Source organism: Roseovarius sp. MMSF_3298 (assembly GCF_030733705.1).
In the GTDB taxonomy this organism is placed as follows: domain Bacteria; phylum Pseudomonadota; class Alphaproteobacteria; order Rhodobacterales; family Rhodobacteraceae; genus Roseovarius; species Roseovarius confluentis.
In genome coordinates, this window is record NZ_JASHIN010000001.1 from 366,924 (window position 1) to 391,857 (window position 24,934).

17 protein-coding genes and 1 tRNA gene are annotated in these 24,934 nt (G+C 63.5%); 14 read left to right on the top strand and 4 right to left on the bottom strand.

Features of this window, described 5'->3' with window-relative positions; translation table 11 throughout:
- Positions 1-59 precede the first annotated feature (59 nt).
- From RBB18_RS01865 to RBB18_RS01900, 8 genes are all read left to right on the top strand, one after another.
- A complete protein-coding gene (locus RBB18_RS01865; protein ID WP_306111131.1) occupies positions 60-536 on the top strand; it encodes a formate dehydrogenase subunit gamma in 477 nt (158 codons plus the stop codon).
- Positions 533-2,041 (top strand): NADH-quinone oxidoreductase subunit NuoF, encoded by a 1,509-nt coding sequence (locus tag RBB18_RS01870; RefSeq protein WP_103761051.1) that lies wholly within the window; start codon positions 533-535, stop codon positions 2,039-2,041. Before RBB18_RS01865 ends, RBB18_RS01870 begins: the two co-directional genes overlap by 4 nt.
- Positions 2,038-4,971 carry a formate dehydrogenase subunit alpha gene (gene fdhF, locus RBB18_RS01875; protein ID WP_306111130.1) on the top strand — a complete coding sequence of 978 codons (2,934 nt, stop codon included), beginning with the start codon at positions 2,038-2,040 and terminating at the stop codon, positions 4,969-4,971. Before RBB18_RS01870 ends, fdhF begins: the two co-directional genes overlap by 4 nt.
- Positions 4,968-5,798: a formate dehydrogenase accessory sulfurtransferase FdhD gene (gene fdhD, locus RBB18_RS01880; RefSeq protein ID WP_306111129.1), complete on the top strand. Its 831-nt coding sequence runs from the start codon at positions 4,968-4,970 to the stop codon at positions 5,796-5,798. Before fdhF ends, fdhD begins: the two co-directional genes overlap by 4 nt.
- Positions 5,788-5,994 (top strand): formate dehydrogenase subunit delta, encoded by a 207-nt coding sequence (locus tag RBB18_RS01885; protein WP_103761048.1) that lies wholly within the window; start codon positions 5,788-5,790, stop codon positions 5,992-5,994. Before fdhD ends, RBB18_RS01885 begins: the two co-directional genes overlap by 11 nt.
- A 260-nt stretch (positions 5,995-6,254) precedes the next feature.
- Positions 6,255-6,560 (top strand): SH3 domain-containing protein, encoded by a 306-nt coding sequence (locus RBB18_RS01890; RefSeq protein ID WP_103761047.1) that lies wholly within the window; start codon positions 6,255-6,257, stop codon positions 6,558-6,560.
- 218 nt (positions 6,561-6,778) lie between these two features.
- Entirely contained in the window at positions 6,779-7,840 is a 1,062-nt protein-coding gene (locus tag RBB18_RS01895; protein ID WP_306111128.1) for an efflux RND transporter periplasmic adaptor subunit, read from the top strand.
- Between the two features lie 4 nt (positions 7,841-7,844).
- Entirely contained in the window at positions 7,845-10,898 is a 3,054-nt protein-coding gene (locus RBB18_RS01900; RefSeq protein WP_306111127.1) for an efflux RND transporter permease subunit, read from the top strand.
- A gap of 43 nt (positions 10,899-10,941) precedes the next feature.
- Here the strand turns inward: RBB18_RS01900 and RBB18_RS01905 are convergent, their stop codons facing one another.
- Complete coding sequence (locus tag RBB18_RS01905; protein WP_103761044.1) at positions 10,942-12,246, bottom strand: ATP-binding protein; 1,305 nt, start codon at positions 12,244-12,246, stop codon at positions 10,942-10,944.
- Between the two features lie 46 nt (positions 12,247-12,292).
- Here RBB18_RS01905 and RBB18_RS01910 point away from each other — a divergent pair, with 46 nt between their 5' ends.
- The 3 genes from RBB18_RS01910 (at position 12,293) to RBB18_RS01920 (ending at position 13,831) form a co-directional block, all read left to right on the top strand.
- The gene (locus tag RBB18_RS01910; protein ID WP_306111126.1) at positions 12,293-13,195 is read left to right on the top strand and encodes an MBL fold metallo-hydrolase; all 903 of its coding nucleotides are present in this window, start codon (positions 12,293-12,295) and stop codon (positions 13,193-13,195) included.
- Positions 13,196-13,265: 70 nt separating this feature from the next.
- Positions 13,266-13,340: transfer RNA gene (locus RBB18_RS01915), tRNA-Asn, on the top strand.
- A gap of 251 nt (positions 13,341-13,591) precedes the next feature.
- Positions 13,592-13,831, top strand: coding sequence for a hypothetical protein (locus RBB18_RS01920; RefSeq protein WP_146049923.1), 240 nt, complete (start codon positions 13,592-13,594; stop codon positions 13,829-13,831).
- A 454-nt stretch (positions 13,832-14,285) separates the two neighbouring features.
- On the opposite strand, the gene RBB18_RS01925 is transcribed toward RBB18_RS01920, so the two are convergent.
- Positions 14,286-15,374, bottom strand: a complete 1,089-nt coding sequence (locus tag RBB18_RS01925; RefSeq protein WP_103761033.1) for an alpha/beta hydrolase — start codon at positions 15,372-15,374, stop codon at positions 14,286-14,288.
- A gap of 220 nt (positions 15,375-15,594) precedes the next feature.
- Here RBB18_RS01925 and RBB18_RS01930 point away from each other — a divergent pair, with 220 nt between their 5' ends.
- Complete coding sequence (locus RBB18_RS01930; RefSeq protein ID WP_103761032.1) at positions 15,595-16,791, top strand: MFS transporter; 1,197 nt, start codon at positions 15,595-15,597, stop codon at positions 16,789-16,791.
- A gap of 3 nt (positions 16,792-16,794) precedes the next feature.
- Entirely contained in the window at positions 16,795-17,226 is a 432-nt protein-coding gene (locus RBB18_RS01935) for a cyclophilin-like fold protein (protein ID WP_306111125.1), read from the top strand.
- Here RBB18_RS01935 and RBB18_RS01940 read toward each other — a convergent pair whose 3' ends face one another.
- On the bottom strand, positions 17,227-17,976 hold the full coding sequence (locus tag RBB18_RS01940) for an SDR family NAD(P)-dependent oxidoreductase (RefSeq protein WP_306111124.1): 750 nt from the start codon (positions 17,974-17,976) through the stop codon (positions 17,227-17,229).
- 89 nt (positions 17,977-18,065) lie between these two features.
- On the opposite strand from RBB18_RS01940, the gene RBB18_RS01945 reads away from it, so the two are divergent.
- Positions 18,066-18,959: a LysR family transcriptional regulator gene (locus RBB18_RS01945; RefSeq protein WP_306111123.1), complete on the top strand. Its 894-nt coding sequence runs from the start codon at positions 18,066-18,068 to the stop codon at positions 18,957-18,959.
- 513 nt (positions 18,960-19,472) lie between these two features.
- On the opposite strand, the gene RBB18_RS01950 is transcribed toward RBB18_RS01945, so the two are convergent.
- Positions 19,473-24,632, bottom strand: coding sequence for a RecQ family ATP-dependent DNA helicase (locus RBB18_RS01950; protein ID WP_371931572.1), 5,160 nt, complete (start codon positions 24,630-24,632; stop codon positions 19,473-19,475).
- Between the last annotated feature and the right edge of the window lie 302 nt (positions 24,633-24,934).

A 24,934-nucleotide genomic window follows, 5' to 3' on the forward strand; every position in this document is an offset into this window, starting at 1 on the left:
ATTGTTGTCGGCCCGCACCTTCTGTCTGCTTGAAACAATAACATGCAGGAGGTTAGCCCATGCCATCAGCCGCCCCCACACCCACCGAAGACGAGCTTGCCGCGCTCATCGACGCGAATGCCGGCCTGGAAGGCCCGTTACTGCCGATACTGCACGCGCTGCAGGAAAATTTCGGCCACATTCCGCAGCCGGCCATGCAGATGATCGCGGATCGTCTCAACATCACCAAGGCCGAGTTGCATGGTGTCATCAGCTTCTACCACGACTTCCGCAAAGCCCCTGCCGGGCGGCATGTTCTGAAGATCTGCCGCGCCGAGGCCTGCCAGGCTATGGGCGGCAACGCACTGGCCGAAGAGACGCTGGCAAAGCTGGGGCTGGACTGGCACGGCACCACGATCAACGGTGCCGTCACGGTCGAGCCGGTCTATTGCCTTGGCCTCTGTGCCTGCGGCCCGGCCGCGATGATGGACGACCGATGCGTGGGCCGGGTGGACCGCAGCCGCATGGATGCGCTGCTGGCGGAGGCGGGCGCATGAAGATCTATGTTCCCATGGACAGCGCCGCCAAGGCGCTTGGCGCCGACGAGGTTGTCGCGGCCCTGAAACAGGCCGCGCCCGAGGCGCAGATCATCCGCACCGGCACCCGTGGCATGATCTGGTTGGAACCGCTTGTCGAGGTCGAGATCGAGGGCATCCGCCACGGTTTCGGCCCCGCGACGCCGCAGGACGCGGCGGCCATTCTCGATGGCAGCAGCGCCAAGGCGCTCGGCCCGGTGGACGAGCTCGACTGGATGAAGCGCCAGACACGGCTGACCTTTGCCCGCGTCGGCGTGATCGACCCGCTGTCGCTGGACGCCTACGAGGCGCATGGCGGCCTCGCCGGGCTAAAACGTGCTCTATCGATGACCGGCCAGCAGGTCGTGGACGAGGTCAAGACCTCCGGCCTGCGCGGCCGCGGCGGCGCTGGGTTCCCGACGGGGATCAAGTGGCAGACCGTGCACGACGCGGACGCGCCGCAGAAATACATTGTCTGCAATGCCGACGAGGGCGACAGCGGCACCTTTGCCGACCGCATGATCATGGAGGGCGACCCCTTCACCCTGATCGAGGGCATGGCCATCGCCGGACTGGGGGTCGGCGCAACCAAGGGATATGTCTATCTGCGCTCCGAATACCCGGATGCCATCGCGGTGATGACCCGCGCGGTCGAGATAGCCCGCGCCGAAGGCGTCCTAGGCGAGAATATCCTCGGGTCGCCGCACAGCTTTGACATGGAGATCCGCAAGGGTGCCGGCGCTTATGTCTGCGGCGAGGAAACCTCGCTGCTGAACTCGCTCGAAGGCAAGCGCGGGGTCGTCCGCGCCAAGCCGCCGCTTCCGGCGCTCGAAGGGTTCCTGGGCCGGCCCACTGTCGTGAACAACGTCATCAGCCTGGCCACCGTGCCGGTGATCTTCGAGAAAGGCGCCGAGCATCACGCCAGCTTCGGCATCGGCAAATCGCGCGGCACCATCACGCTTCAGATCGCGGGCAACGTGGCGCGCGGCGGCCTGTTCGAGACCGGATTCGGCGTGACGCTGGGCGAGGTTATCGACGACCTTGCCGGCGGCACGGCCACCGGTCGCCCGTTCAAGGCGGTGCAGGTCGGCGGGCCGCTCGGCGCCTACATGCCGCAGTCGAAATTCGACGCGCCCATGGGATACGAGGAATTCGGCGCCGAGGGCGGGCTCATTGGCCATGCCGGGCTGGTGGTGTTCGACGACACCGCCGACATGCTGGGCATGGCGCGCTTCGCGATGGAATTCTGCGCCGTGGAAAGCTGCGGCAAGTGCACCCCCTGCCGGATCGGCGCGGTGCGCGGGGTGGAAACCATCGACCGCATCGCGCGCGGCGACGCCGACGCCGTGACCATCCTCACCGATCTTTGCGAGACGATGACCGACGGGTCGCTTTGCGCGCTGGGCGGCTTCACGCCCTACCCTGTCATGTCCGCGCTCACCCACTTCCCCGATGAATTCTCGACCACGAAGGAGGCCGCAGAATGAAAGACCTGATCATTCCCGACGACCGCGACATGGGCACCCCCGCCAAGACGGGCGAGCCCGTGACCCTGACCATCGACGGCTTCGAGGTGACCGTGCCCGAAGGCACCAGCGTGATGCGCGCGGCGGTCGAGGCAGGCATCCAGGTGCCCAAGCTTTGTGCCACCGACAGCCTTGACGCGTTCGGCTCCTGCCGCCTCTGCGTGGTGGAGATCGAAGGCCGGCGCGGCACGCCCGCCTCCTGCACCACGCCCGTCGCCCCCGGCATGGCCGTGCACACGCAGTCAAAGAAAGTGCGCAAGATTCGCACCGGGGTGATGGAGCTTTATATCTCGGACCACCCGCTGGATTGCCTGACCTGCTCGGCCAATGGCGATTGCGAGTTGCAGGACATGGCCGGCGCCGTGGGGCTGCGCGACCAGCGCTACGAGGCCGGGCGCAACCACTACGACGCCAAGGGCGGCACGCTGGCGCAGGGCGATACCCGGGCCCGTGCCCCGGAGGGCGACAAGGGCAATCCCGAGTATATCCCGGCGGACACGTCGAACCCCTATTTCAGCTATGACCCCAGCAAGTGCATCGTCTGCAACCGTTGCGTCCGCGCCTGCGAAGAGGTGCAGGGCACCTTTGCCCTGACGATCGAGGGTCGCGGTTTCGAGTCCCGTGTCAGCGCGGGCACCGCTGAGGACGATTTCCTCGCCTCGGATTGCGTCAGCTGCGGCGCCTGCGTGCAGGCCTGCCCCACCGCGACGCTGCAGGAAAAATCCGTGATCGAGATGGGCACGCCAGACCGCTCGGTCGTGACCACCTGCGCCTATTGCGGCGTCGGCTGTTCCTTCAAGGCCGAAATGCAGGGCGATGAGCTGGTCCGCATGGTGCCCTACAAGCACGGCAAGGCGAACCGGGGGCATTCCTGCGTCAAGGGGCGCTTTGCCTATGGGTATGCCCATCACAGCGACCGCATCCTGAACCCGATGATCCGCGACCGGGTGGACGAGCCCTGGCGCCAGGTCAGTTGGGATGAGGCGCTGGACTTTGCCGCGTCGAAAATGCTGGGGTTGCAAGAGACATACGGCAAGAAATCCATCGGCGTCATTACCTCCAGCCGCTGCACCAACGAGGAAACCTACCTGGTGCAGAAACTGGCGCGCTCGGTCTTCGGCAACAACAACACCGATACCTGCGCCCGCGTCTGCCACTCTCCCACCGGCTACGGGCTGGGCCAGACCTTCGGCACCTCCGCCGGCACGCAGGATTTCGACAGCGTCGAAGACACCGACGTGATCATCGTCATCGGCGCCAACCCGACCGACGGCCACCCCGTCTTTGCCAGCCGCATGAAAAAACGCCTGCGCCAGGGGGCCAAGCTGATCGTGATCGATCCGCGCCGGATCGACCTGGTGAAGTCGGCCCATATCGAGGCCGCGCATCACCTGCCCCTGCGGCCCGGCACCAATGTCGCCGTGGTCACTGCGCTGGCGCATGTCATCGTGACCGAGGGGCTTATGGATCAGGACTTCATTCGCAGCCGCTGCGACTGGGAAGAGTTCCAGGAATACGCGGCCTTCGTATCGGACCCACGCCACAGCCCCGAGGCGACCGCGCTGCTGACCGGCGTAGATCCGCAGGCATTGCGTGCGGCGGCGCATCTCTACGCTACCGGCGGCAACGGCTCGATCTATTACGGCCTCGGCGTCACCGAGCACAGTCAGGGTTCGACCACCGTGATGGGCATCGCCAACCTCGCCATGCTGACTGGCAATCTTGGCCGGCGCGGCGTGGGCGTGAACCCCTTGCGCGGACAGAACAACGTGCAGGGCGCCTGCGACATGGGGTCCTTTCCGCACGAACTGCCGGGCTATCGCCACGTCAAGAACGCCGACGTGCGCGAGATGTTCGAGGCGCTCTGGGGAACCGAAGTCGACCCCGAGCCGGGCCTGCGTATCCCCAACATGCTAGACTGCGCGGTCGACGGCACCTTCAAGGGCCTCTACTGTCAGGGCGAGGACATCCTGCAATCGGATCCTGACACCAAGCATGTCGCGGCGGGCCTTGCGGCGATGGAATGCGTTATCGTGCATGACCTCTTCCTGAACGAGACGGCCAACTACGCGCATGTGTTCCTGCCCGGCTCCACCTTCCTGGAAAAGGAAGGCACCTTCACCAATGCCGAGCGCCGCATCAACCGTGTGCGCGAAGTGATGAAACCGCTCAACGGCTATGCCGACTGGGAGGTGACGCAGCTGCTGGCCAACACGATGCTGAAGAAATCCGGGCGTGCGGAATGGACCTATACCCATCCCGCCCGCATCATGGAGGAAATCGCGGCCACCACGCCCTCTTTCGCCGGGGTCGATTACGCCCTGCTGGAAACCAGGGGCAGCGTGCAATGGCCCTGCAACGAGGAGCACCCCGAGGGCACGCCGCTGATGCACGTGGACAGCTTCATGCGCGGCAAGGGCAAGTTCATCATCACCGAGTACGTGGCGACCGATGAAAGAACCGGCCCGCGCTTCCCGCTGTTGCTGACCACCGGGCGCATCCTGTCGCAATACAACGTGGGCGCCCAGACAAGGCGCACGGACAACACCATCTGGCACGAGGCCGATGTGCTGGAGATCCACCCGCATGACGCCGAGAACCGCGGCGTGAACGAAGGCGACTGGGTCAAGCTGGCCAGCCGTTCGGGCGAGACGGCGCTGCGGGCGACGATCACGGACAGGGTCAGCCCCGGCGTGGTCTACACCACCTTCCACCACCCCGACACCCAGGCCAACGTCATCACCACGGATTTCTCGGACTGGGCCACGAACTGTCCCGAGTTCAAGGTAACGGCGGTGCAGGTCAGCCCCTCGAACGGGCCGACCGACTGGCAGGAGGACTACGCGGCACAGGCCGCGCAGGCCCGCCGCATCCTTCCGGCGGCGGAATGATGGCCTTGGGTTTTTCTCCCTGCCAAAGCCGCTCGGGATTGTCTGTACAGGCAGAGGGCGCGCACATGGTCAGGCGCGCTCTTCCCGAGGAACTGCCAGTCGCGCTGGTCTTCGACGGTTCGACACAGGCGGTGATGATGGCCACACCGGAGGATATCGCGGATTTCGCCCATGGATTCGCCGTGACCGAGGGAATCGTGACAGACCTCGCCCAGATCGAAAGCTTCGAGGTCGCCAGCCATGAGCGCGGCATCGAGGCCCGTTTCTGGCTGCGGGCGGACCGACGCGAGGCGCTGGCGGCACGCCGCCGTTTCATGGCCGGGCCGGTGGGCTGCGGGCTGTGCGGAATCGACTCGCTGGATCAGGCGGTACGCGACGTACCATGCGTGGCACATGTCGGCCCGACCTTCAGCCGGGACGACATTGCCCATGCCGCCGACGCGCTGGCCAATATCCAGCCCCTGCACCGCCGCACCCGCGCGACCCATGCGGCGGGCTTCGTCCTGCCGGGCAAGGGCGTTGTCATGGCGCGCGAGGATGTTGGCCGCCACAACGCGCTCGACAAGCTGATCGGTGCGCTCTGGCGGGCGGGGCGTGACCCGTCGGCGGGCGCTTTCGTCATGACCAGCCGCCTTTCGGTCGAGCTGGTGCAGAAATGCGCCATGGCCGGCTGCGGCACGCTGATCGCCGTCTCCGCCCCCACGGCCCATGCCATGCGCCTGGCCGATACGGCCGGTATCACGCTGGCCGCCTTTGCCCGCGGCGGCGGTTTCGACCTGTATTCCAACCCACACCGCATTACCCACGAGGTACCTGATGTCGCCTGATAAACTGGTCATGATGGCCAACCAGATTGCCACGTTCTTCAAGTCCCAGCCCGGTAACGACCAGGCCGAACGGGTCGCGAACCACCTGCAGGATTTCTGGGACCCGCGAATGCGTCGCCAATTCTGCGAGTACGTGGAAAACGGTGGCGAGAACGTCGATGATATAGCGAGAAAGGCGGCAGGGCTGATCACTTGAGTCGAGCTCAAGATGTCTCATTGGTCTCGCACGAAGAGCGCGGCGGTGTACTGGCTGGACGTTATACCGCCGTTTGAATTTCCCCAGCGGTGAGCGGCAGGGGCAATTCCGAATTGCGCCAGATGCACTTTTTGCTGCGCCAGCCTTTACTAAATGGATTGAAAGTTAAATAGTCCGCTCGGACACACGTCCCTCATAACGCTTTGGCTGGGGGGTCGAGCCCCGCCGGGCCTACCAGTACAACCCCGACGAGAGGCACCATGCGCACCCCCCTGACGATCCTTGCAGCCCTAGGTTTTCTTTCCGCCTGTGCCGACACCACGCCGGTCACGGCATTCACCTCGGACATCTACGAGGTCTACGGGGTGGAAGACGGCGACATGCTGAAGCTGCGCGGTGGACCGGGCCTGGGGTTCGAAACGCGCGTGGGGCTGCCCAACGGAACGTTGGTGCGGGTGCGTGACTGTAATCGGGTCGGTGGCACGCGCTGGTGCGAGGTGGCGCTGGACCGGGCGCCCGGTCTGACGGGATACGCATCGGAGACATATCTGCGGCCACGCTCGTAATCGCTGAAGCACTGGCGCCGGCGCAGTGTTCGGCGCAAAAAAGACTAGACAATACGTATTTTCCATTCCGGAAACTCCAAAAGTTTCCGGGCGGTTTTCCTTTGAAGAAGGCGGCTTACCTCGCTGCACCCATGGCGAGCAAAACTAAACTGTTGGTTTCACTTTTCACCTGCATTATGTGACGGCCCAACTGCCCGTCCGTTGCCAGGAGCCTGTTCATGCGCCGTCCACTGCCTGCTTTTCTTTCCTGCCTGCTGTCGCTGCTGATCGCCACGGCCGTCGCCGCGCAGGACGAAGACCCGTCCAAACAAGCAGACGCACCACCCAAGCCGGTCAAGCTGATGACGCTGTCGAGCGAGCCCGTTACGGTGCGCCGGCAGTTTTTCGGTCAGGTGGCGGCGCGGCAGACCGTCGATCTTGCCTTCCAGGTGCCTGGCAAGCTCGAGATGCTGGAGGCGGAGGAAGGCGCGCGCAAGGCTGAAGGCGCCGAGATCGCGCAGCTGGACCTGTCGGGATACCGGCGCGCCGTGGCCGAGGCGGAGGCCAATTTCGAGAAGGCGCAGCGCGATGCCGATCGGCTGGAGACGCTGCGCGGACAGGCGGTGAGCGAGGTGCAGGTCCAGGATGCGCAGACCCAGCTGCGGCTGGCCGAGATCGCGCTCAACAGCGCCCGGGAAGACCTGGAGCACGCGACGCTGCGCGCGCCCTTCGACGCGCTGATCGCCAAGCGGCTGGTGGCCAATTTCCAGACGGTTCAGGCCGGCACACCGGTGGTCCGGCTGCATGACGTGTCGGAAATTCGGGTCGATATCCAGGTGCCGGAAATTCTGTTCCGGAAGGCCGGGGCCGATGACGATGTCGCGTTCTTCGCCGAGCTCCCGGGGGACGGACGCCGCTATGACCTTGCGTTGCGGGAATTCGAGACCGAGACTTCGGCCACCGGGCAGACCTATACGATCACGCTGGCCTTTATCGAGAATCCCGGCGCCTTCGTCTTTCCGGGCGCGTCGGTCACGGTCTACACCGCCGTCGAGGGGCCGGGGAAGACAGGCGTCATCCTGCCGGAGACCGCGCTGGTCTACGACCCTGAAGGCAATGCCGAGGTCATGGTCTTCGAGGACGGAAAGGTCACGGCGCACGCCGTCGAGATCGAGGTGCACGAGGACAGCCGCATCTACATGACCGAAGGCCCCGCCGACGGCACCCGGATCGTCGAGACCGGCGCCGCGCAACTGCGCGACGGCCAGAGCGCCCGTCCCTTTACCCGCATCGGGGAGTAGGCCCATGTCCATCGCACGCGCCTCGATCGACAGGTCGTTGATCACGTGGATCCTGATGCTGACCTGTCTGATGGGCGGGATCTGGGGATTTGCCACGATCGGCCGGCTGGAAGACCCGGCCTTCACCATCAAGAACGCCATCGTGATCACGCAGTATCCCGGCGCCTCGGCCGAACAGGTGGCGCGAGAGGTCAGCGAACCGATCGAGTCCGAGATCCAGAAGATGGGCGAGATCGACTTCATCACCTCGTCCAACAAGCCGGGAATCAGCCGGATCTCGGTGAACATCGAGAGCACCTATGACGGCACGGAACTGCCCGCGATCTGGACCAAGCTGCGCAACCGGGTCCAGGACGCCACGCGCAACCTGCCGTCCGAGGCCGCGCGTCCGATCGTCAACGACAATTTCGGCGACGTGTTCGGGGTGTTCTATGCCTTTACCGCCCCCGGCTTTTCCGATGCGGAAGTGCACGAGATATCGGAGTACCTGAGGCGCGAATTGCTGGCTGTGGAGGGCGTGGCCGACGTGGCGCTGGCGGGCCTGCCGTCGGAGGCGGTTTACGTTAACGCGCGGACCTCGATCATCAGCAACCTGGGCGTCAGCCCCGACGCCATCGCCGGTGCCCTGTCGCAGGCCGACACCCGCACGCCCGCCGGCAGTTTCCGGCAGAACGGGCAGGATATCCGCATCCAGGCGCCCGTGGGGTCGGACACCGTGGACGAGATCGCCAACCTGACCATTGGAGTGGGCGGCGACGTGATCGACCTTTTGGACCTCGCGCAGGTCGAGCGTGACCGGGTCGCGGAACCGACCGAGATTATCCGGTTCCAAGGCACGGAGGCGTTCACGCTGGGGGTCGCTGGCAAGGCGGATCTCAATATTGTGGACGTCGGCAAGCGGGTGGATGCGCGGCTGGCCGAACTGATGCGCGACGTACCTGCCGGGGTGGAACTGCACCCGATCTACCAGCAGCACGTGGTGGTGGACGAGGCATCGAACGATTTCCTGCTGAACCTGGCCATGTCGGTGACGATCGTGGTGCTGGTGCTGGCGGTCTTCATGGGCTGGCGCTCGGCCGTGGTGGTGGGATCGACACTGCTTCTGACGGTGGTGGGCACGGTGTTCCTGATGGCCATCTTCGGGATCGAGATGGAGCGGATTTCGCTGGGGGCGCTGATCATCGCGATGGGGATGCTGGTGGACAACGCCATCGTGGTGGCCGAGGGGATGCAGGGCGACATGGCGGGCGGCAAGTCCGCACGCGATGCGGCCGAGGACGTGGCCGGCAAGACCCAGACGCCCCTGTTGGGTGCGACGGTGATCGGGATCATGGCCTTTGCAGGCATTGGCCTGAGCCCCGACGCCACGGGCGAGTTCCTGTTCTCGCTTTTCGCGGTGATCGGAATGTCGCTGCTCTTGTCCTGGGTGCTGGCGATCACCGCGACGCCGCTTCTGGGGCATTACTTCTTCAAGGTGGGCAGTGGCGACGCTCATGACCCCTATGCCGGGCCGCTCTTCCGCGCCTACCGCGCGGTGCTGTCCGGCGCGCTGCGGGTGCGCTACCTGGTGATCCTGGCGCTGATCGGGGTGACGGTGGTGTGCTACATGGAATTTGCGCAGGTCAAGCAGCAGTTCTTTCCCGATTCCAACACGCCGCTGTTCTACGTGCATTACAAGCTGCCCCAGGGCGCCAGTATCCATCGCGTGTCGGAGGACATGGCCCAGGTCGAGGCGTGGCTGGCCGAGCGCGACGACGTGGTGTCGGTGGCCACCTTCATCGGTGGCGGCGCGACGAGGTTCATGCTGACCTACGCCCCCGAGGAGGCGCTGCCGACCTATGGCCACCTGATCATCCGCACCGAGACCCTGGAGCAGATCCCGTCGCTGCGGGCGGATGTCGAGGAATTTGGCCGGACCGCCCTGCCCGAGGGCGAGTTCCGCACGGAGCGGCTGGCCTTCGGCCCCGGTGGCGGGGCGCCTATCGAGGCGCGGTTCTCGGGGCCCGACCCCGATGTGCTGCGGCAGCTGGCCGATGAGGCGGCAGGAGTCATGGTCGGTGCGTCAGACCGGCTGGTAGATCTGCGCACCAACTGGCGCGAGCGGGAACTGACGCTGGTGCCGCGATTCGCCGATGAGCGGGCCAAGGCGGCGGGTGTTGCGCGCGACGACCTGGCCCAGGCGCTTCAGTTCGGGACCGAGGGCGTGCAGGTGGGGTTCTACCGCGAGCAGGACCGGCTGATCCCGATCATCATGCGGGCCGACAGCGCCGGGGGTGAGGGCGCGGAACACCTGGCCGACCTGCCGGTCTATTCCGACGCGGCGCAAGCCTATATCCCGGTGGCGCAGATCACCGACGGGTTCGGGTGGGAAGCACAGAACACGTTCCTTGTGCGGCGCGACAGGGTCCCGACGATATCGGTTCAGGCCGGGGTGCCCGCGGGCGAGAATGCCGCCAGCGTCTTTGGTCAGCTGCGCGGCGCGGTCGAAGCGATGGATCTGCCCGAGGGCTATGCGCTGGAATGGGGCGGCGAATACGAAAGCTCGACCGAAGCGCAGACGGCATTGGGCAAACAGTTGCCGATATCGTTGATCATCATGGTGCTGATCTCGGTTCTGCTGTTCGGCAAGATCCGCCAGCCGGTGATCATCTGGCTGCTGGTGCCGATGAGCGTCAACGGCGTGGTGATCGGCCTGTTGGGCACCGGCCTGCCGTTTTCGTTCACGGCGCTGCTGGGGCTGCTGAGCCTGTCGGGGATGCTGATCAAGAATGGCATCGTACTGGTCGAGGAGATCGACCTTGTACGTGCCGACGGCGTGCCTTTCCGGCAGGCCGTGCTGGATGCGTCAACCTCGCGCCTGCGGCCCGTGGTGCTGGCGGCGGCGACGACGATCCTGGGGATGATCCCGCTCTTGTGGGACGCGTTCTTTGCCTCGATGGCGGTGACGATCATGGGCGGGCTGGGATTCGCCTCGGTGCTGACGCTGGTGGCCGCGCCGGTCTTTTATTACAGCTTCTTTCCCAAGGAGCGAAAGGCCGACGCCGCCGCAACAGCCTGACACCGGGCCCCTGCCCCCGGCCCTGATCGTGGCCCGACGCCTGTCAGCGCCCGATCACCAGGTCGACTTGCAACCCGCCAAGGCGCTCGCTGCTTCCCAGGCGCAGCGTGCCGCCATGGGCGCGGGCGATATCCATCGCGATGGCCAGGCCCAGCCCGACCCCGGTGCCGAGGTTCTGGTTGCGGGCCTCGTCCAGCCTGGCGAAGGGTTTGAGCGCCTCTTCGCGCTGCGACTGCGGGATGCCGGGGCCGTCATCCTCGACACGAATGCGCAGGGCACGGTCGGTCAGCTGGACCGACACCTCGGCCCTTTTGCCGTAGCGCACGGCGTTTCCGATCAAATTCTCGACCGCGCGCCGCACTCCGCCGGGGCGCAGTGCCACATCGCCCTGCCCTTCGCAGGGGCCAAGCTCGACGGCCTTTCCGGCACGCTGGAACTCCTCGACGATCCGCGCGACGAGGGCCTGCGGATCGGTGGGCTCGGGTGTCGTTTCCTGCGCACCGCGGGCGAAATCGAGGAATTCGGTGATCAGGCGTTCCATGTCGGACACGTCCTTTTCCATCGGGCCGCGATCCTCGGCGTCGAGCATCGAAAGGGCCAGTTTCAGACGCGTGATTGGCGTGCGCAGATCGTGGCTGACCCCCGACAACATCAAGGTGCGCTGTTCGATCTGGCGCTCTATACGGGCGCGCATGTCAAGGAAGGCTGCCCCCGCCGCGCGCACCTCGGTCGAGCCCGACGGCCGATAAGCGACGTGGCGGCCGCGACCGAACGCCTCGGCCGCGCTGGCCAGGCGTGTGATCGGGCGCAGCTGATTGCGCAGGTAGAAATAGGCGATGATCGTCATCAGCGCGGCGAAGAAGAACATGTAAACCAGCAGTTGATGCGGGTTGGAGGCCGACACGCGCCGACGGTCGAAGGTCAGCCGCACACCCTCGTTCTGCATGGCGAAATACAGGTGCACGACCTGGTCATCGGGCAGCTCGAGCGCGTGCAGCATCGGCAGAAGCCGGTTAAACTCGGCAATCACGTAGCCGCCTGTGAAGTCGTACCAGCGGCGGCTGTCGCCTTCGGGGAGCGCGTCGAGCGGCATTTCCTCGACCGAGATACGCAGGTTCCGCGCCAACCGCGAGTCGCCGATTTCGGACGGTGGCAGATCGGCGTCGAGCAGAACCACGACCTCGCGGCTGGCGGTGCGGGTCATCTGCTTGGTCACACCTTCGAAATGGCGCTGCACGAAGACGATCGAGACCACCAGCATCAAGGTGATCACCGGCAGCAGCAGGATCGCGATGGCGCGACCGTAAAGCGACCGGGGCATATAGGGTTTGAGCCAGCGAAAGGACATGCGCTAAACCTATCCGCGACGATCAGGATCGGAAAGAGCCAAGCATATGGATGAAGACCGCCCCACACCCGGCGTCGCCGAGGAACTTTCGCCGGGCCTGCGACGGGTACTCGCCGACAACCCCTCGCCGATGACCTACTGGGGGACGAATACCTACCTGGTGGGTACGCGCGACATCGCGGTGATAGACCCCGGACCCGACGATGCGGCACATCTGGCCGCCATACTGGGCGCGTTGACCCCGGGACAAAAGGTGAGCCACGTGCTGGTCACGCACAGCCACGTCGATCATTCGCCGCTGGCGCATCGGCTGGCGCGCGAGACGGGCGCGCAGGTGCACGGCTTCGGACCGTCGGGAGCTGGGCGCAGCGCCATCATGAAGCGGCTGGCCGCATCAGGACTCGAGGATGCCGGCGAAGGCGTGGAGGCCGGCTTCGCCCCGGACGTCGCGTTGAGCGATGGCACGGTGATCGAAGCCGAGGGTTGGGCGCTGGAGGCACTCTGGACCCCTGGGCATCTTGGCAACCACATGGCCTTTGCCCTGGGCGACATTGTGTTTTGCGGTGACCTGGTAATGGGCTGGTCCAGTTCGCTGGTGGCGCCGCCGGACGGAGACCTGACGGATTTCATGGCCTCCTGCCGTCGATTGAGAGCCCGCGGTGCAAAGGTGTTTCATTCGGGTCACGGCGCGCCGATCAAGGACCCGATGGAGCGGCTCGACTGGCTGCTCGCGCACCGCGAGGGGCGCGAAGCGTCGATCCTAGGTGCGCTGCGCGACGGCCCGGCAGACGCACAAACCCTGGCGCGGCGTATCTACACCGACACGCCCGTCGCGCTACTTGGCGCGGCCGCAAGAAACGTTCTGGCGCATCTCATTGATCTTCATGGAAGAAACCTGGTTGTCCCGGATGGAAACCTGACCGCGACCTCGCGTTTCGAATTATTGTGAAGGCGGCGAAATTTTTGTCACAATCCCTCTGGACGCCGCCAGACGAGGTTGCTATATCCGCCCCCGGTATTCCGGCGTAGCTCAGCGGTAGAGCAGTTGACTGTTAATCAATTGGTCGTAGGTTCGATCCCTACCGCCGGAGCCAAAATTCCACTATCGACCAGACGCTTAACGCGCTTGTGGGACCCGGCAATTCCGGACGCCACTCGCCTGAGTCCCAGGGTGGGTCCCAAAGTTGTGACTTTTGGTGCCTCGCGCTATGCACGGCGCGCGCAGAATATCGGATGATTTTATTCAGCGCGGCGGGTTTTACGTCACGGTGAAGCTGAGATTTGAAATCAGCGCGAATAAAGATGTTTCCATGAGAAAGGTTGATGCGCCTCATTTGAGCACGCGTTGACCGCCACACCCCCGTCCCTAAGCCAAATCAAAATTGCTGCAATCATTCGGAGCGGCAAACAAAACCTTGAACGTCTGATGTTTTTGACTGTGCTGTCAAACGATACGACTATTGGCAAAAAAAGCATTGCTGGATCTGATGAGCGCCTTCGCGCACACTCAAAAAGTTCTAAAGAAACAGCATACAGTGCAATGGGCGGACTCCCGACCTTCGCTGCGACCATGTTGAATGGCTGATGTGCGCAGAAAGCGGCCGCGCCCGGTCGAGTTGGTGCACCTTTTTCTACAGGCGCACCCGATATACTGGCCGTCCAAGAATTGTCGCCGACCCTGCGCCACAGCTTCAGGAAAGCGGTCATTCTTCCAACGCGAAGCGCGTTCTAAGGGCAGAGATCCAGTTCGCGGAGAAGGCGCACATCTCACCTGGTGGCAGCGCAACGGCGATGTGGACGATGCGGGTGTGGGCAACAGCGCGATGATTGCGTGACCGAGCGCGCCTGTGGCTCGATTTGTCAGCCGGATCCATTCGGACCGAAGCGCTACGCCCGCCGGACAGTCTCGGAGTGATCTGGCGTCGCTCGTTCGGGCAATGCTGGGCGCGGACCGTCGGGCTGGCCATTCGACGTCCGGACCACCGAAATGAAACAGGGTGCGGCCCGGCAGGCCGCACCCCGTCTTGAATCGCCCGGCTTCAGGCGAGGTTCTGGCTGAAGAACGACTCGAGCCTGTCGAAGGGGATGATGTCCACCTGGTCATACAGATCGACGTGATCGGCGCCGTCGATGATCATCAGTTCCTTCGGTTCTGCCGCCGCCGCGACCGCCTCCTCGCTGAAATAGCGCGAGTGTGCCTCGGAGCCGGCGATCACCAGCATGGGGCGCGGTGCGATCTCGTCGATGTAGGTCAGCAGCGGCATGTTCATGAAGGACAGCGGGTTGGTCACGGTCCAGCCGTCGTTCGAGTTCACCGACCGGGGGTGATAGCCGCGCTCGGGATCCTTGTAATAGGCGAAATACATCTGGATCACCGGGTCGTCGATGCCGTCGAGGCTGTCGGGCAGGCCACCAGCCAGAGCGGGGCTGTCGGACGCAGCATCATCCCAGCGTTGACGGCTCATGGCGGCGAGGTTTTCGGCGCGCTGTTCGTCGGTGAGGCTGTCGTAATAACCCTTCGCCATCACGCGGGACATGTCATACATCGAGGTCGTCGCGACGGCCTTCACCCGCTTGTCGGCGGCCACCGCGTTCAGCGCCATGCCGCCAAAGCCGCAGATCCCGATGATGCCGAGCCTTTCGCGGTCCACCGCATCATGCAGGCCGAGGAAGTCGATGGCGGCCATGAAGTCCTCGGTGTTGATGTCCGGCGAGGCCACCGAGCGCGGCTGGCCGCCGCTTTCACCGACATAGGACGGATCAAAGGCCAGGGTCACGAAACCACGCTCGGCCATGATCTGCGCGTAAAGACCGGCGGCCTGTTCCTTGACCGCGCCAAACGGGCCAGCAACGGCCAGCGCTGGCATGACGCCTTCGGAGCGCTCGGCGGGCATGTAGAGATCGCCCACGAGGGTGATGCCATAGCGGTTGGTGAACTCGACCTTGGAATGCTCGACCGCATCGCTTTGCGGAAAGGTCTTGTCCCAGTCGCTGCTCTGGGCGCGCAGCGGGTTGCCGAAGGAGGCGGCGGCGATGGTGGCGGCGCTCACGCCTGCCATCTTGAGCAGGTTGCGGCGGCCCTGATCGGTGACGTCGGTTGCGGCGGGGGTTTGCGGTATTTCGGTCATCTTTGATCCCTTTCTTGCTTTATCTGCACTCAAGATGGGGGCGGGAAACCATACGATTAGACCGCAAAGTCCGGATGTCGCTATGAGGATCATTCATCAATGGGCGCGCTGCAGGTGCGGCTTTGATCCATTCCGCGCATGACTGCATGCCGGAATCCCGCATAAACGCGCGCGCTCCGAACGGATAGAAGAGGCCGAAGGCAGACAGACGGAGCAGACCTTGACGGACATTCCCCTCGAACAGCCAGACGAGACGACCCACGGGGCCTGGGCCGCCGTCTGGTCCATGTCGCTTTGCGTGGCGATGCTGATCGCGTCGGAGTTCATGCCGGTCAGCCTGTTGACGCCGATGGCCGAGGGGCTTGGCGCCACGACCGGGCAGACAGGGCAGGCGATCTCGATCAGCGGGCTTTTTGCGGTGGCCACCAGCCTTGCAATCACCACCATCGCGGGGCGGATCAACCGCAAGACGGTGCTGGTGGTGCTGACGGCGCTGATGCTGATCTCGCTGGTGGTGGTGGCGCTGGCGCCGTCTTTTGCGGTGCTGATGGCGGGTCGGGCACTGCTGGGGGTCTGCGTCGGCGGGTTCTGGTCGCTGGCGACCTCTATCCTGATGCGCCTGGTGCCAGAGGCCGACGTGCCCCGCGCGCTCGGGCTGATGTATGGCGGACAGGCGATCGCGGCGGCCTTTGCCGCGCCGCTGGGCAGCTACCTTGGCGACATCGTCGGCTGGCGCGGTGTGTTCTGGGCGCTGACGCCGGTGGTGGCGCTGAACCTCGTGTGGCACCTCGTGGCGCTGCCCTCGCTACCGGTGACGACGCGGGCCAGCCTTGCCACCTTCGGCACGCTGCTGCGGCGTCGCCATTTCCGGCGCGGGCTGATCGCGATCACCTTCACTTGGGGCTCGGCCTTTACCATGTTCACCTACCTGCGGCCTTTCCTCGAACAGGTCACCGGCGTCGGTGTCGACCTGTTGTCAGTGCTGCTGCTGGTGCTGGGCGGGGCCGGGTTCGTCGGCTCGTCGCTCTCGGGGCGCATGGTCGGAGGCCGGGTCGAGCGGCTGCTCTGCCTGCCGGCGCTGGTGATAGGCGTTTGCACGGCGGCGCTGCTGATCGTTGGGGGATCGGTGGTCGCTGCGGGGCTGCTGCTGGCGATCTGGGGCGCGATGAACACCGCCATGTCGGTGATCTGGATGAGCTGGATGTCGCGCAACGTCGATGACCTTCCCGAGGCGGCGGGCGGGCTGATAGTCGCGGTGATCCAGGCGTCGATCTTGCTGGGCGGCGTCATCGGGGGCTTCCTGCTGGACCTGTGGTCGGTCGAAGCCACCTTTGCCGGAAGCGTTCTTCTGGCCATCGTGGCGCTTGCGATCACCGGCACGGGCCATAATCTGTTGAAACCGAAGACGGAGAGCTGAGACATGACGACCCGACTTAACCGCCGCGCCATCCTTGCGGGTGGCGCCGCCGCCCTGATGATCCCCGCCGTGGCCCGCGCGCAGTCGATGCAGATGCGCGTAGGTTTCGACGACCAGCAGGCGGTCTATCAGTTGTTCGACAACCCGACCACGCGCGACCTTGTCTCAATGCTGCCCGCCGAGCTGGAGATCCGGGACTTCTCGACCAACGAGAAGATCGTGCATCTGCCGCGTCGCCTCGACGAAGGTGGCTTCGAGGCGTTCAGTGACGAGACGCCGGGGGATCTGTGCTACTTTCTCGGCTGGGGTAACCTCGCGCTGTTCCACGACGATTACACATTCCGCGATGACCTGATCCGGCTGGGCCATATCGAGGGCGAAGTGGCGCCCCTGCTGCACAAGGGCACCTTCCCCGTCCGCATCGAGATGATCTGATTAGGGCACAGGAACGCCCGTCATCTCCGCGAACCGGTTCAGCACTTCGTCCTGAAAGCTGGGGTCCTCGACCTTGGGATCGGGGCGCTGGCGGCGCATGTGGTGCCAGTAGCCGCCCGTCTCCTCCCCGGCACCGGTCGCCAGCCAGCACTGGGTGATATGCGCTTGATCCAATGGATCGCTGGCCGAGGCACCGCCCATCCGCGTCGGCACCCAGCCGGGATCGACCGTGTGGCAGATAGCATCGAGCCTGCGCGCAAAAGCCGCCGACAGGGCCGTGACCAGCAGCTTGCTCTCGCCATAGGCGCTGCTCGCCGACCAGCGGCGGCGGGTCCAGTCCATGTCGTCCAGCGCCCCGTCGTGGCCCCGGTGCATCAAACTGCCGGTAAAGATCAGCCGCGCGGGGCGATCCTCCAGCAGGCTGAGCATATAGGGCGCCAGCGCGTTGACCATCAGCACCCGAAGCAGACCATCCGGCGTTTCCGCCCGCTCATCGTCAATGATCCCCGCATTGTGGAGGTTCGCGTCCATCGACCTGATGGCGTTCAGATCCTCGGCCAGCTGCCGGACCTCAGTCAGATCGCCCAGATCCCCTGTCAACACTTGGGCCCTGTCTGCCAGCGCCCCGAGACTTTCGGCGCGTTCGGCATTGCGTGCGTGGAGGATGACCTCGTGCCCCTCCTCGAGGAGGGACTTCGCGGCATTATGCCCGACCCCCGTCGTCGAACCGGTTACGAAAATGCGAGCCATATCGTGCCTTTCTGTCTGTCTTGCTGATTATCCACAAATCGGATGTAATCGCATTTGATCAATCGACCATCCTGAATGAAAGACAGACCGTGCCCCGCGAAAACCTCAACGACCTCCGGGCCTTTCTGGCCGTGGCGCAGGAAAGCAACTTCACCCGCGCTGCCGCCCGCCTCGGCGTGTCGCAATCGGCGCTGAGCCACACGATCCGCCAGCTGGAGGAACGGCTCGGCCTGCGCCTGCTGACCCGGACCACGCGCGCCGTCGCCACGACCGAGGCCGGGCAGCGCCTGCTTGACGGCATCAGCCACCATATCGGCCAGATCGATGCGCAGCTCGACGAGCTTGGTAGCTTGCGCGAAACACCTGCGGGCACGGTCCGACTCGTGTCCTCCGAGCTTGGCATCAGCCAGGTGCTCTGGCCCAAGTTGCAGCCTCTGCTACAGGCAAACCCGGACATCAAGGTCGAGATCACGCAGGACAACGGGTTCAACGACATCGTGGCCGAAGGCTTTGACGCGGGCGTGCGGCGGGGCGAGCACCTCGCCAAGGACATGATCTCGGCCCGGATCGGCGAACCCCTGCGCTACATCGTCGTGGCCGCGCCGCAGGTGTTCGAGGCGCACCCCAAGCCGACCCACCCGCGCGACCTGGCTGACCTGCCTTGCGTCAACTTCCTCCTGCAATCGGCCAAGCGCACCTTCCCCTGGGAATTCCGCGAGGACGGACATGATCTGCGGGTCCGGGTCGACGGGCCACTGGCGTTCAACAACATCTTTCTGGTTCTCGACGCGGCGCTCGCCGGTTTCGGCTGCGCCTACATGTCGGTGGATCTGGCCGACCCCCATCTGAAGGCGGGACGCCTGGTGCAGGTGCTGGATGACTACTGTCCGTTCTTCGATCCCTTCCACCTCTACTACCCCAACCGGCGCCAGCCTTCGCCAGCGTTCAGGGCCGTCCTGGAGGCGTTACGTCACAAGGGCTGAGCTGCGCAGAGGCGGCGCCGTGCTAAACAGGGGCACCGCTGTCATGCGAAGAGGCAAGCCATCGTCCTTGCTTCCGATGGCACTGTATGGCGGAATTGCGAAATCTCCGCAGAGTAAGTGAGCAGTTTCGGCTACGGGATCGCTTTCGCGCCTCTCATCGACGAAGTTGGGGTTCGGCCGACACGCTTGATTGAAAGCCAGCTTGCGCCGCCGACCCAATAATCGCCCGCTTGCACAGCGAACATCCGCTCCGCGCTCCGTGCCAAGGTGTGATGGCCGACGCGACAAGAAGGGCCATTCTGGGCTGACACCGGTCATCCGCTGCGCCAAGCGCGAAGGTCGGCTTTGGGCCGAGAGCAGACAAGCGCGACTGATTGGGTCAGGGTCTGCTACGCGGACTTTTCCGCCTTTCACCCTAGACAAGTCATCCACCGCTTTCGGCCCTCAGTAGTGCCTTGTCGAAAGAGAAGCGAGCGACCCGTTGACCGCCTTACTTGCCGTTCTGATCCTTTCTCAATCCCTCTCAACACCCTTGACCTCTTCGAAGACCAGTTCAGGCAAAACGACTTCCCAATTGGCGCGTTTCAGCAGATGGTGGAAGCGCTCATCTGCATCCTCTTTACTCCGATGTATAATGGCCGCGATCTCGCCGGCGACAAAACTCGTGCCAGATGGCGGTGCGAAGGCTTTTGACATCCGCCCGAGGGACCGCCCTCGAGCATCCTCGATCTGCCAGCGATCGCAGACAGTGGAGAGCCTGACCGGATCGCCGACCTGTGCTTCGGCGATCGCGTCATGAACGATGTGCCGATCACCTTGGCGTCCTGCGAATGACAGGTCGACCATCTTCATTTCAGGCGATTGAAAGAACCGGCGTGGGCCGGGGACTGTCGTCAAGTCGGGCACCACGTGTCGCGTGACCACGGCAGGCGACTCGGTGGGAAGGTATTCGTGATTGTCATTGCTCATGACGATCAAATTGCGCCGCGCGCGCGTCATGGCGACATAGAACAATCGCCTCGGCGCGTCCTGATCTTCTTTTCGCGAGGGCCGCTCCCAACCACCATCCATGATCACGACATCGTCGAATTCGAGACCCTTCGCGCGGTGAGCCGTCAACAATTTGAGGCCGCGCTGCACCCCCCAAGAATCCTTCGACCATTCAGCAAACCATTCCACCACATCAGGGGTCGGAAGCGCCTTGCCATCAACTTCTCGCGCAAGCTGGCCAAGGCCCTCGCCAATCCGGTCAGTCCAACAGCTTGCGGGTATCGCGTTCAGAATTTCGGTCAGGTCGCCCAAGCTGACCATGGCCCCCTGCCTGTCGCGCAGACTGCCGACAAATCTCTGCATCTCACGGGTGCGCCACACACTTGGCAAGTTCTCGTTCGCCATCTCGACTGGAATTCCATGCGCCTCAGCAAAGTCGCGGACCGGTAGAAGCTTGCGCCAATCACGAGAAATGATTGCCGCACCTTTCCAACTCCAATCCGGGATCAGTTTTGACAGTCGGACCATCTCGTTGACCGCAGCAAGGGCCTGAGCGTCATTCCCGGCTGGGCAGCCAAGAATTTGAACCCGCCCTTGCGCAACCGGGTCCAGGCTTTCCATGATCCCTCCGGCCGGGTCTTTCTGCCGCGATTGGTCGACGGTAATTCCGTGCCCCGTTTTCATTCGCTCGCGCGATCCTTCGATCACGGCGTTCGCCGCCGCGATGATGTTCCTCGACGAGCGGTAATTGTCGGTCAGAAAGACCGGCTTGGCGGAGTAATCCTGCTCGAATTGCCGGATGTGGCGCACTGAAGCACCTGCAAACGCATAGATGTTTTGGTCGTCATCGCCGACCGCGAAGAGGCTGATCCTTTGGTCCGGGTCGTCGATGCTGCGCCCGGCCACGGTGGCGATCAAAGCGTATTCCTCAGGGCCTACGTCCTGATATTCGTCGACGAGTATCCAGCGGAACCCCTGGATCAAGGTCTCTCGCAAGGCTTCGGCCTCGACCTTGTCCAGCCCGTCGCCGCGCAACAGACGCGCTGCATCGGTCAGAAGCGTATCGAAATCAGGCGCATCTGCCCCTGCTCGACCGGCAAAACTCGCCCCGACCAGGCGCATGGCCAGGGCATGGATCGTCAGAACCGTCACGAACCGCGCGTCGTCGCCAATCAGCCGCCGCAAGCGCTCCCGGATCTCGGCCGCCGCGTGGCGATTATAGGCAAGAACCAGAATGCCGTTGGGATCCTCGCGCCTGATCCGGACCAAGTAGGCGACACGATGGACCAACACACGCGTCTTGCCCGAGCCCGGACCCGCAAGCACCAGCACATTGGTCTGTTCGCGGTCGTCACGCACGATATGCTCTTGGATCTTGTTGCCCAGATCATCGACAATCTCCGCATAGGATTGGGGCGTGGCCTGCCGCCTGAACTCTGACATCCGCCCCGGCATCCAAGCCTTCATGAAGTCGGATTGATCCAGTGCGAAATAATCATGCGCGAGCCGCTGGGCCTGATCGATATCGTCGATGCCTTTGGTCGCGTAGGCCGCCATCACGTGAGTCTGGACGGTTTGTTCGCTGTAGTGGTCTTCGAGTGGCGCGAAATGCTGGGTCGTAAAACCGCCGCCTTCCGGATTGATGTGCAACGTCATGGCTGAGCGAAACACGGACAAGCCCTTACCCAGAGTCACCACCTGCTGTTCGTGCAGCCACAGAAGCGCACGGTCCATCAGCTTCGACGGATCATTGACGGACGCTCGCAAGAACGCATCGCTACTGATCGCCGCCAGAAGGTCACCAAGGGTGGTCTCAACAGGAACGTCCTTGCCGCGCAGGCCGGCCTGAACCTGGTCGATCAAATGAGACACCAACCGCTCCGCCGCCTGCCTCCGAAGCTGAGCGGACTGCTCGACGACCGCCCACGATCTTTGTAGGCGCACCAAGAGGCTGCCTTTAGAGGCTTTGCGCAGGCCAATATTGCCCCGCCCGCCATCCATGTCGCGGCCGTCTTGCGCCATGCCGCGGAGCAGTCCCTCGACGATGTCAGGCCGCACAGAGGCGTGGCCCCGCTCCCGCAGGGCTTGCGCAACTGAGGTCAGATGACAGGACAAAACCTCGTCGATTTCCGCGTCGGGCGCCTGCTCTCTCACAATCGCGATCAGGTCGGCTTCCAGCCGGGATGCCGCATCGAAGCGTTTCGACGATGCATTCTCGACACGGACATGCACGAAGATGGTGATGTTCGTGTCGTCCTTTGCGATGCCGAGCGCCTCGAGGTCCACCAGAGCCTTTCGAACGCCCGACACCGTCAGCCCACTGACCCCGCATAACTCGTCCGTGGTGATGCCTTCTTCCTGCGGCGCGTTGATGATATGCTGCACGATAGCCGTCAGGTCCTCTCGCCGCCGCTCTGTGATCTCGGCAGATGCGAGGATTTCGCGAACCTCCTTCATGCTCTTGACCCGTAGCGACGCAGGAAACACCTGCACCCGATTTTCCTCGCGGTTCAGAAGGTGCGCTTCTTCCAGCCAGGCGACGGCCGTCTTCACCCGCGTATCATCAGTATTGCTGTCCCGCTGGAAATCCCGGTCTTTTTCTTCATGCACGATCTCACCCGGCGTGGCGACGATTTCACCGCCCTTTCCGGTTCGTGTGTCAAGCCGACGAAGTGCTTTCAGGATCGCGCCGATCTCGTGCCGCGCGAGTCGAGACCGCGCGCTGAGGTTGAACTGACGATCTACGTCTTCGGTATTGAACAGAAGTACGCAGTTTGCAGGCTCGCGGTCCCGTCCGGCGCGCCCGGCCTCTTGCAGGTAGTTTTCCAGCGACCCCGGCACGTCCCCGTGAACCACCAGACGAATGTCCGGCTTGTCGACCCCCATCCCAAAGGCGTTGGTGGCCGCGATTACGCGCAAATTGCCGACGCGGAAGTCCTCCTGGATCTCACGCTTGTCATCGGCGCTAAGGCCCGCATGATAACGTTCCGCCGCGATGCCGTGTTGTTTCAAGAACTCCGCCACGCGCTCGGTGGCGTTTCGGGTCGCACAATAGACGACCGCTCCTGACGCGCCCTCACGTGGAAGTCGGGCCTCGATTGTGTCGAGGATATCGGTCATCTTGGTTGCCCGCTGCGTTGGCAGCACCTGGAAGCTCAGGTTCGACCGCGATGCGCCACCGTCGATCAACGCCAGCTCGGACCCCAACCGCTCTTTGAAATGACTGCGTATGTCCTGCACGACGTCCGGCTTTGCCGTTGCGGTCAAGCAAAGTACCGGAGCGGGTTCATCGCCTGAGCTCTCCTTGATGAACCGCGAAACATAGCGATAGTCGGGTCGGAAATCGTGCCCCCATTTCGATACGCAATGTGCCTCGTCCAGCACCCACAGCCCTACCTCGCGCTGTGCCAAAACGGATCGAACTGTTGTGCTGCGTAATTGTTCGGGCGAAATCAATAGGATCGCAGCGTCCCCAAGCCGTACCTTGTCGAGCGCATCCTGACGCTCGGGCAAAGACAATAGCCCGTTGATCGTAACCGCCGAGGAAATTCCGGCCCGTACCAAGCCCTGAACCTGGTCCGCCATCAGCGCCACAAGCGGCGATATGACGACGGTCAAGGCCCCGGTTTTGTCGAACCGAGACAGCGCGGGGATCTGATAGCAGATGGATTTGCCCGTGCCCGTCGGCAGGATGCCCAAAAGGTTGTCACCTTCCATGGCCGTCGCCACGATCTTTTCCTGAAGCGGGCGTCCGTCTTCGTCGACCGGGTCTGGACGGAAACTTGGGAAGCCGAACCAGCGCTCGAGCGCACGGGCAGGATCGTTATGCTCTACGCAATAGCCACATTGCGGATTACGACAATTCGTATCCCTCAGGGCTTTGACGAGACGTGCTGCGTCACGGAACTGCGCCCGCACCCAAGGCGGCATGACAGAATCCCCACCAGCGACCGAAATCCAGGCAAGGGCATATGCCATCGGCCAACCCAGCTCAGTGTCCGAGAGCCGCTCGAGCACAGCGTTCACCTGTGCGCCACAGGCCACGTCTTTTAGCAGCGTCTGAATGGCCTCATGCGCTTCCGCTTGCGTCGGGATGGACGCCCCGCGTACATCGCTGAACAACCGATCAAACCCGTCGCTACCGGGACCTCGGCAGCACAGCCAGTGATAGGCCATCATCGTTTCTGGCGACAACGTGTTCAGCGATACGAAGGCGTCGATCTGGTTGCGAAGAACCTCGAACACGAGCCGCGCGTCGAACTCAGGATCATTGACGTGACCACTTTGCAGCCGCCCATCGCGGTAGTGTTTCACCAGATTGTGGTAGGGATTGCGCGGGAATGCCAGTGGGTTGAGCCACAGCGTGTCAATCGGTCCCTCTGCGAGCTTTGAGAAGCGCGGCGAGACCGCCATGAGATGCGGCAGGTCATGGCGCAGAATATTGTGCCCAATGACATGAGCGAAACCCGCGCAAAACAGGTCGAGTTTTTCAAGCGCGACTTTCGGGTCACCTTTCCGATGAACGATTCCTCCTCCATCGCTCTCTGGCACGGCGGCAAAGGCGAATATCCGGGCTTCTTTCGGATCGACCTCCAGATCAATTGACAAACAGCGCGACAGGATTTCGGATTGGCCTCGCGTCATTTGAATCTTGTCAATTACCGGCGGGTCAGCCTTTGGCATTTCGGACTGGAATGGTCGGCTACGGCCAAGGGCTTTCGTTATGCCGCGGGAAATTATTTTTTTCATACTGGCAGGTTAGTGTTTAATCCCAAGGAGCGGGACCTTCGGAAGCCATTTGACCAAAGATATTCTCTCGATGCCATGCCAGATTTGCCGGATGGGGCCAGTTTCTCTTGTCTTTGGGCTTCCAGCGACAACCTAGCCGGACGTCCGGATTACCACGTCCTGGTAAAGTCGCTTGTTTGTGTTGTCCGTCATTCGGTTCCCGAACTTGAAGGAATGGACAATCAGGTGGAGAGACT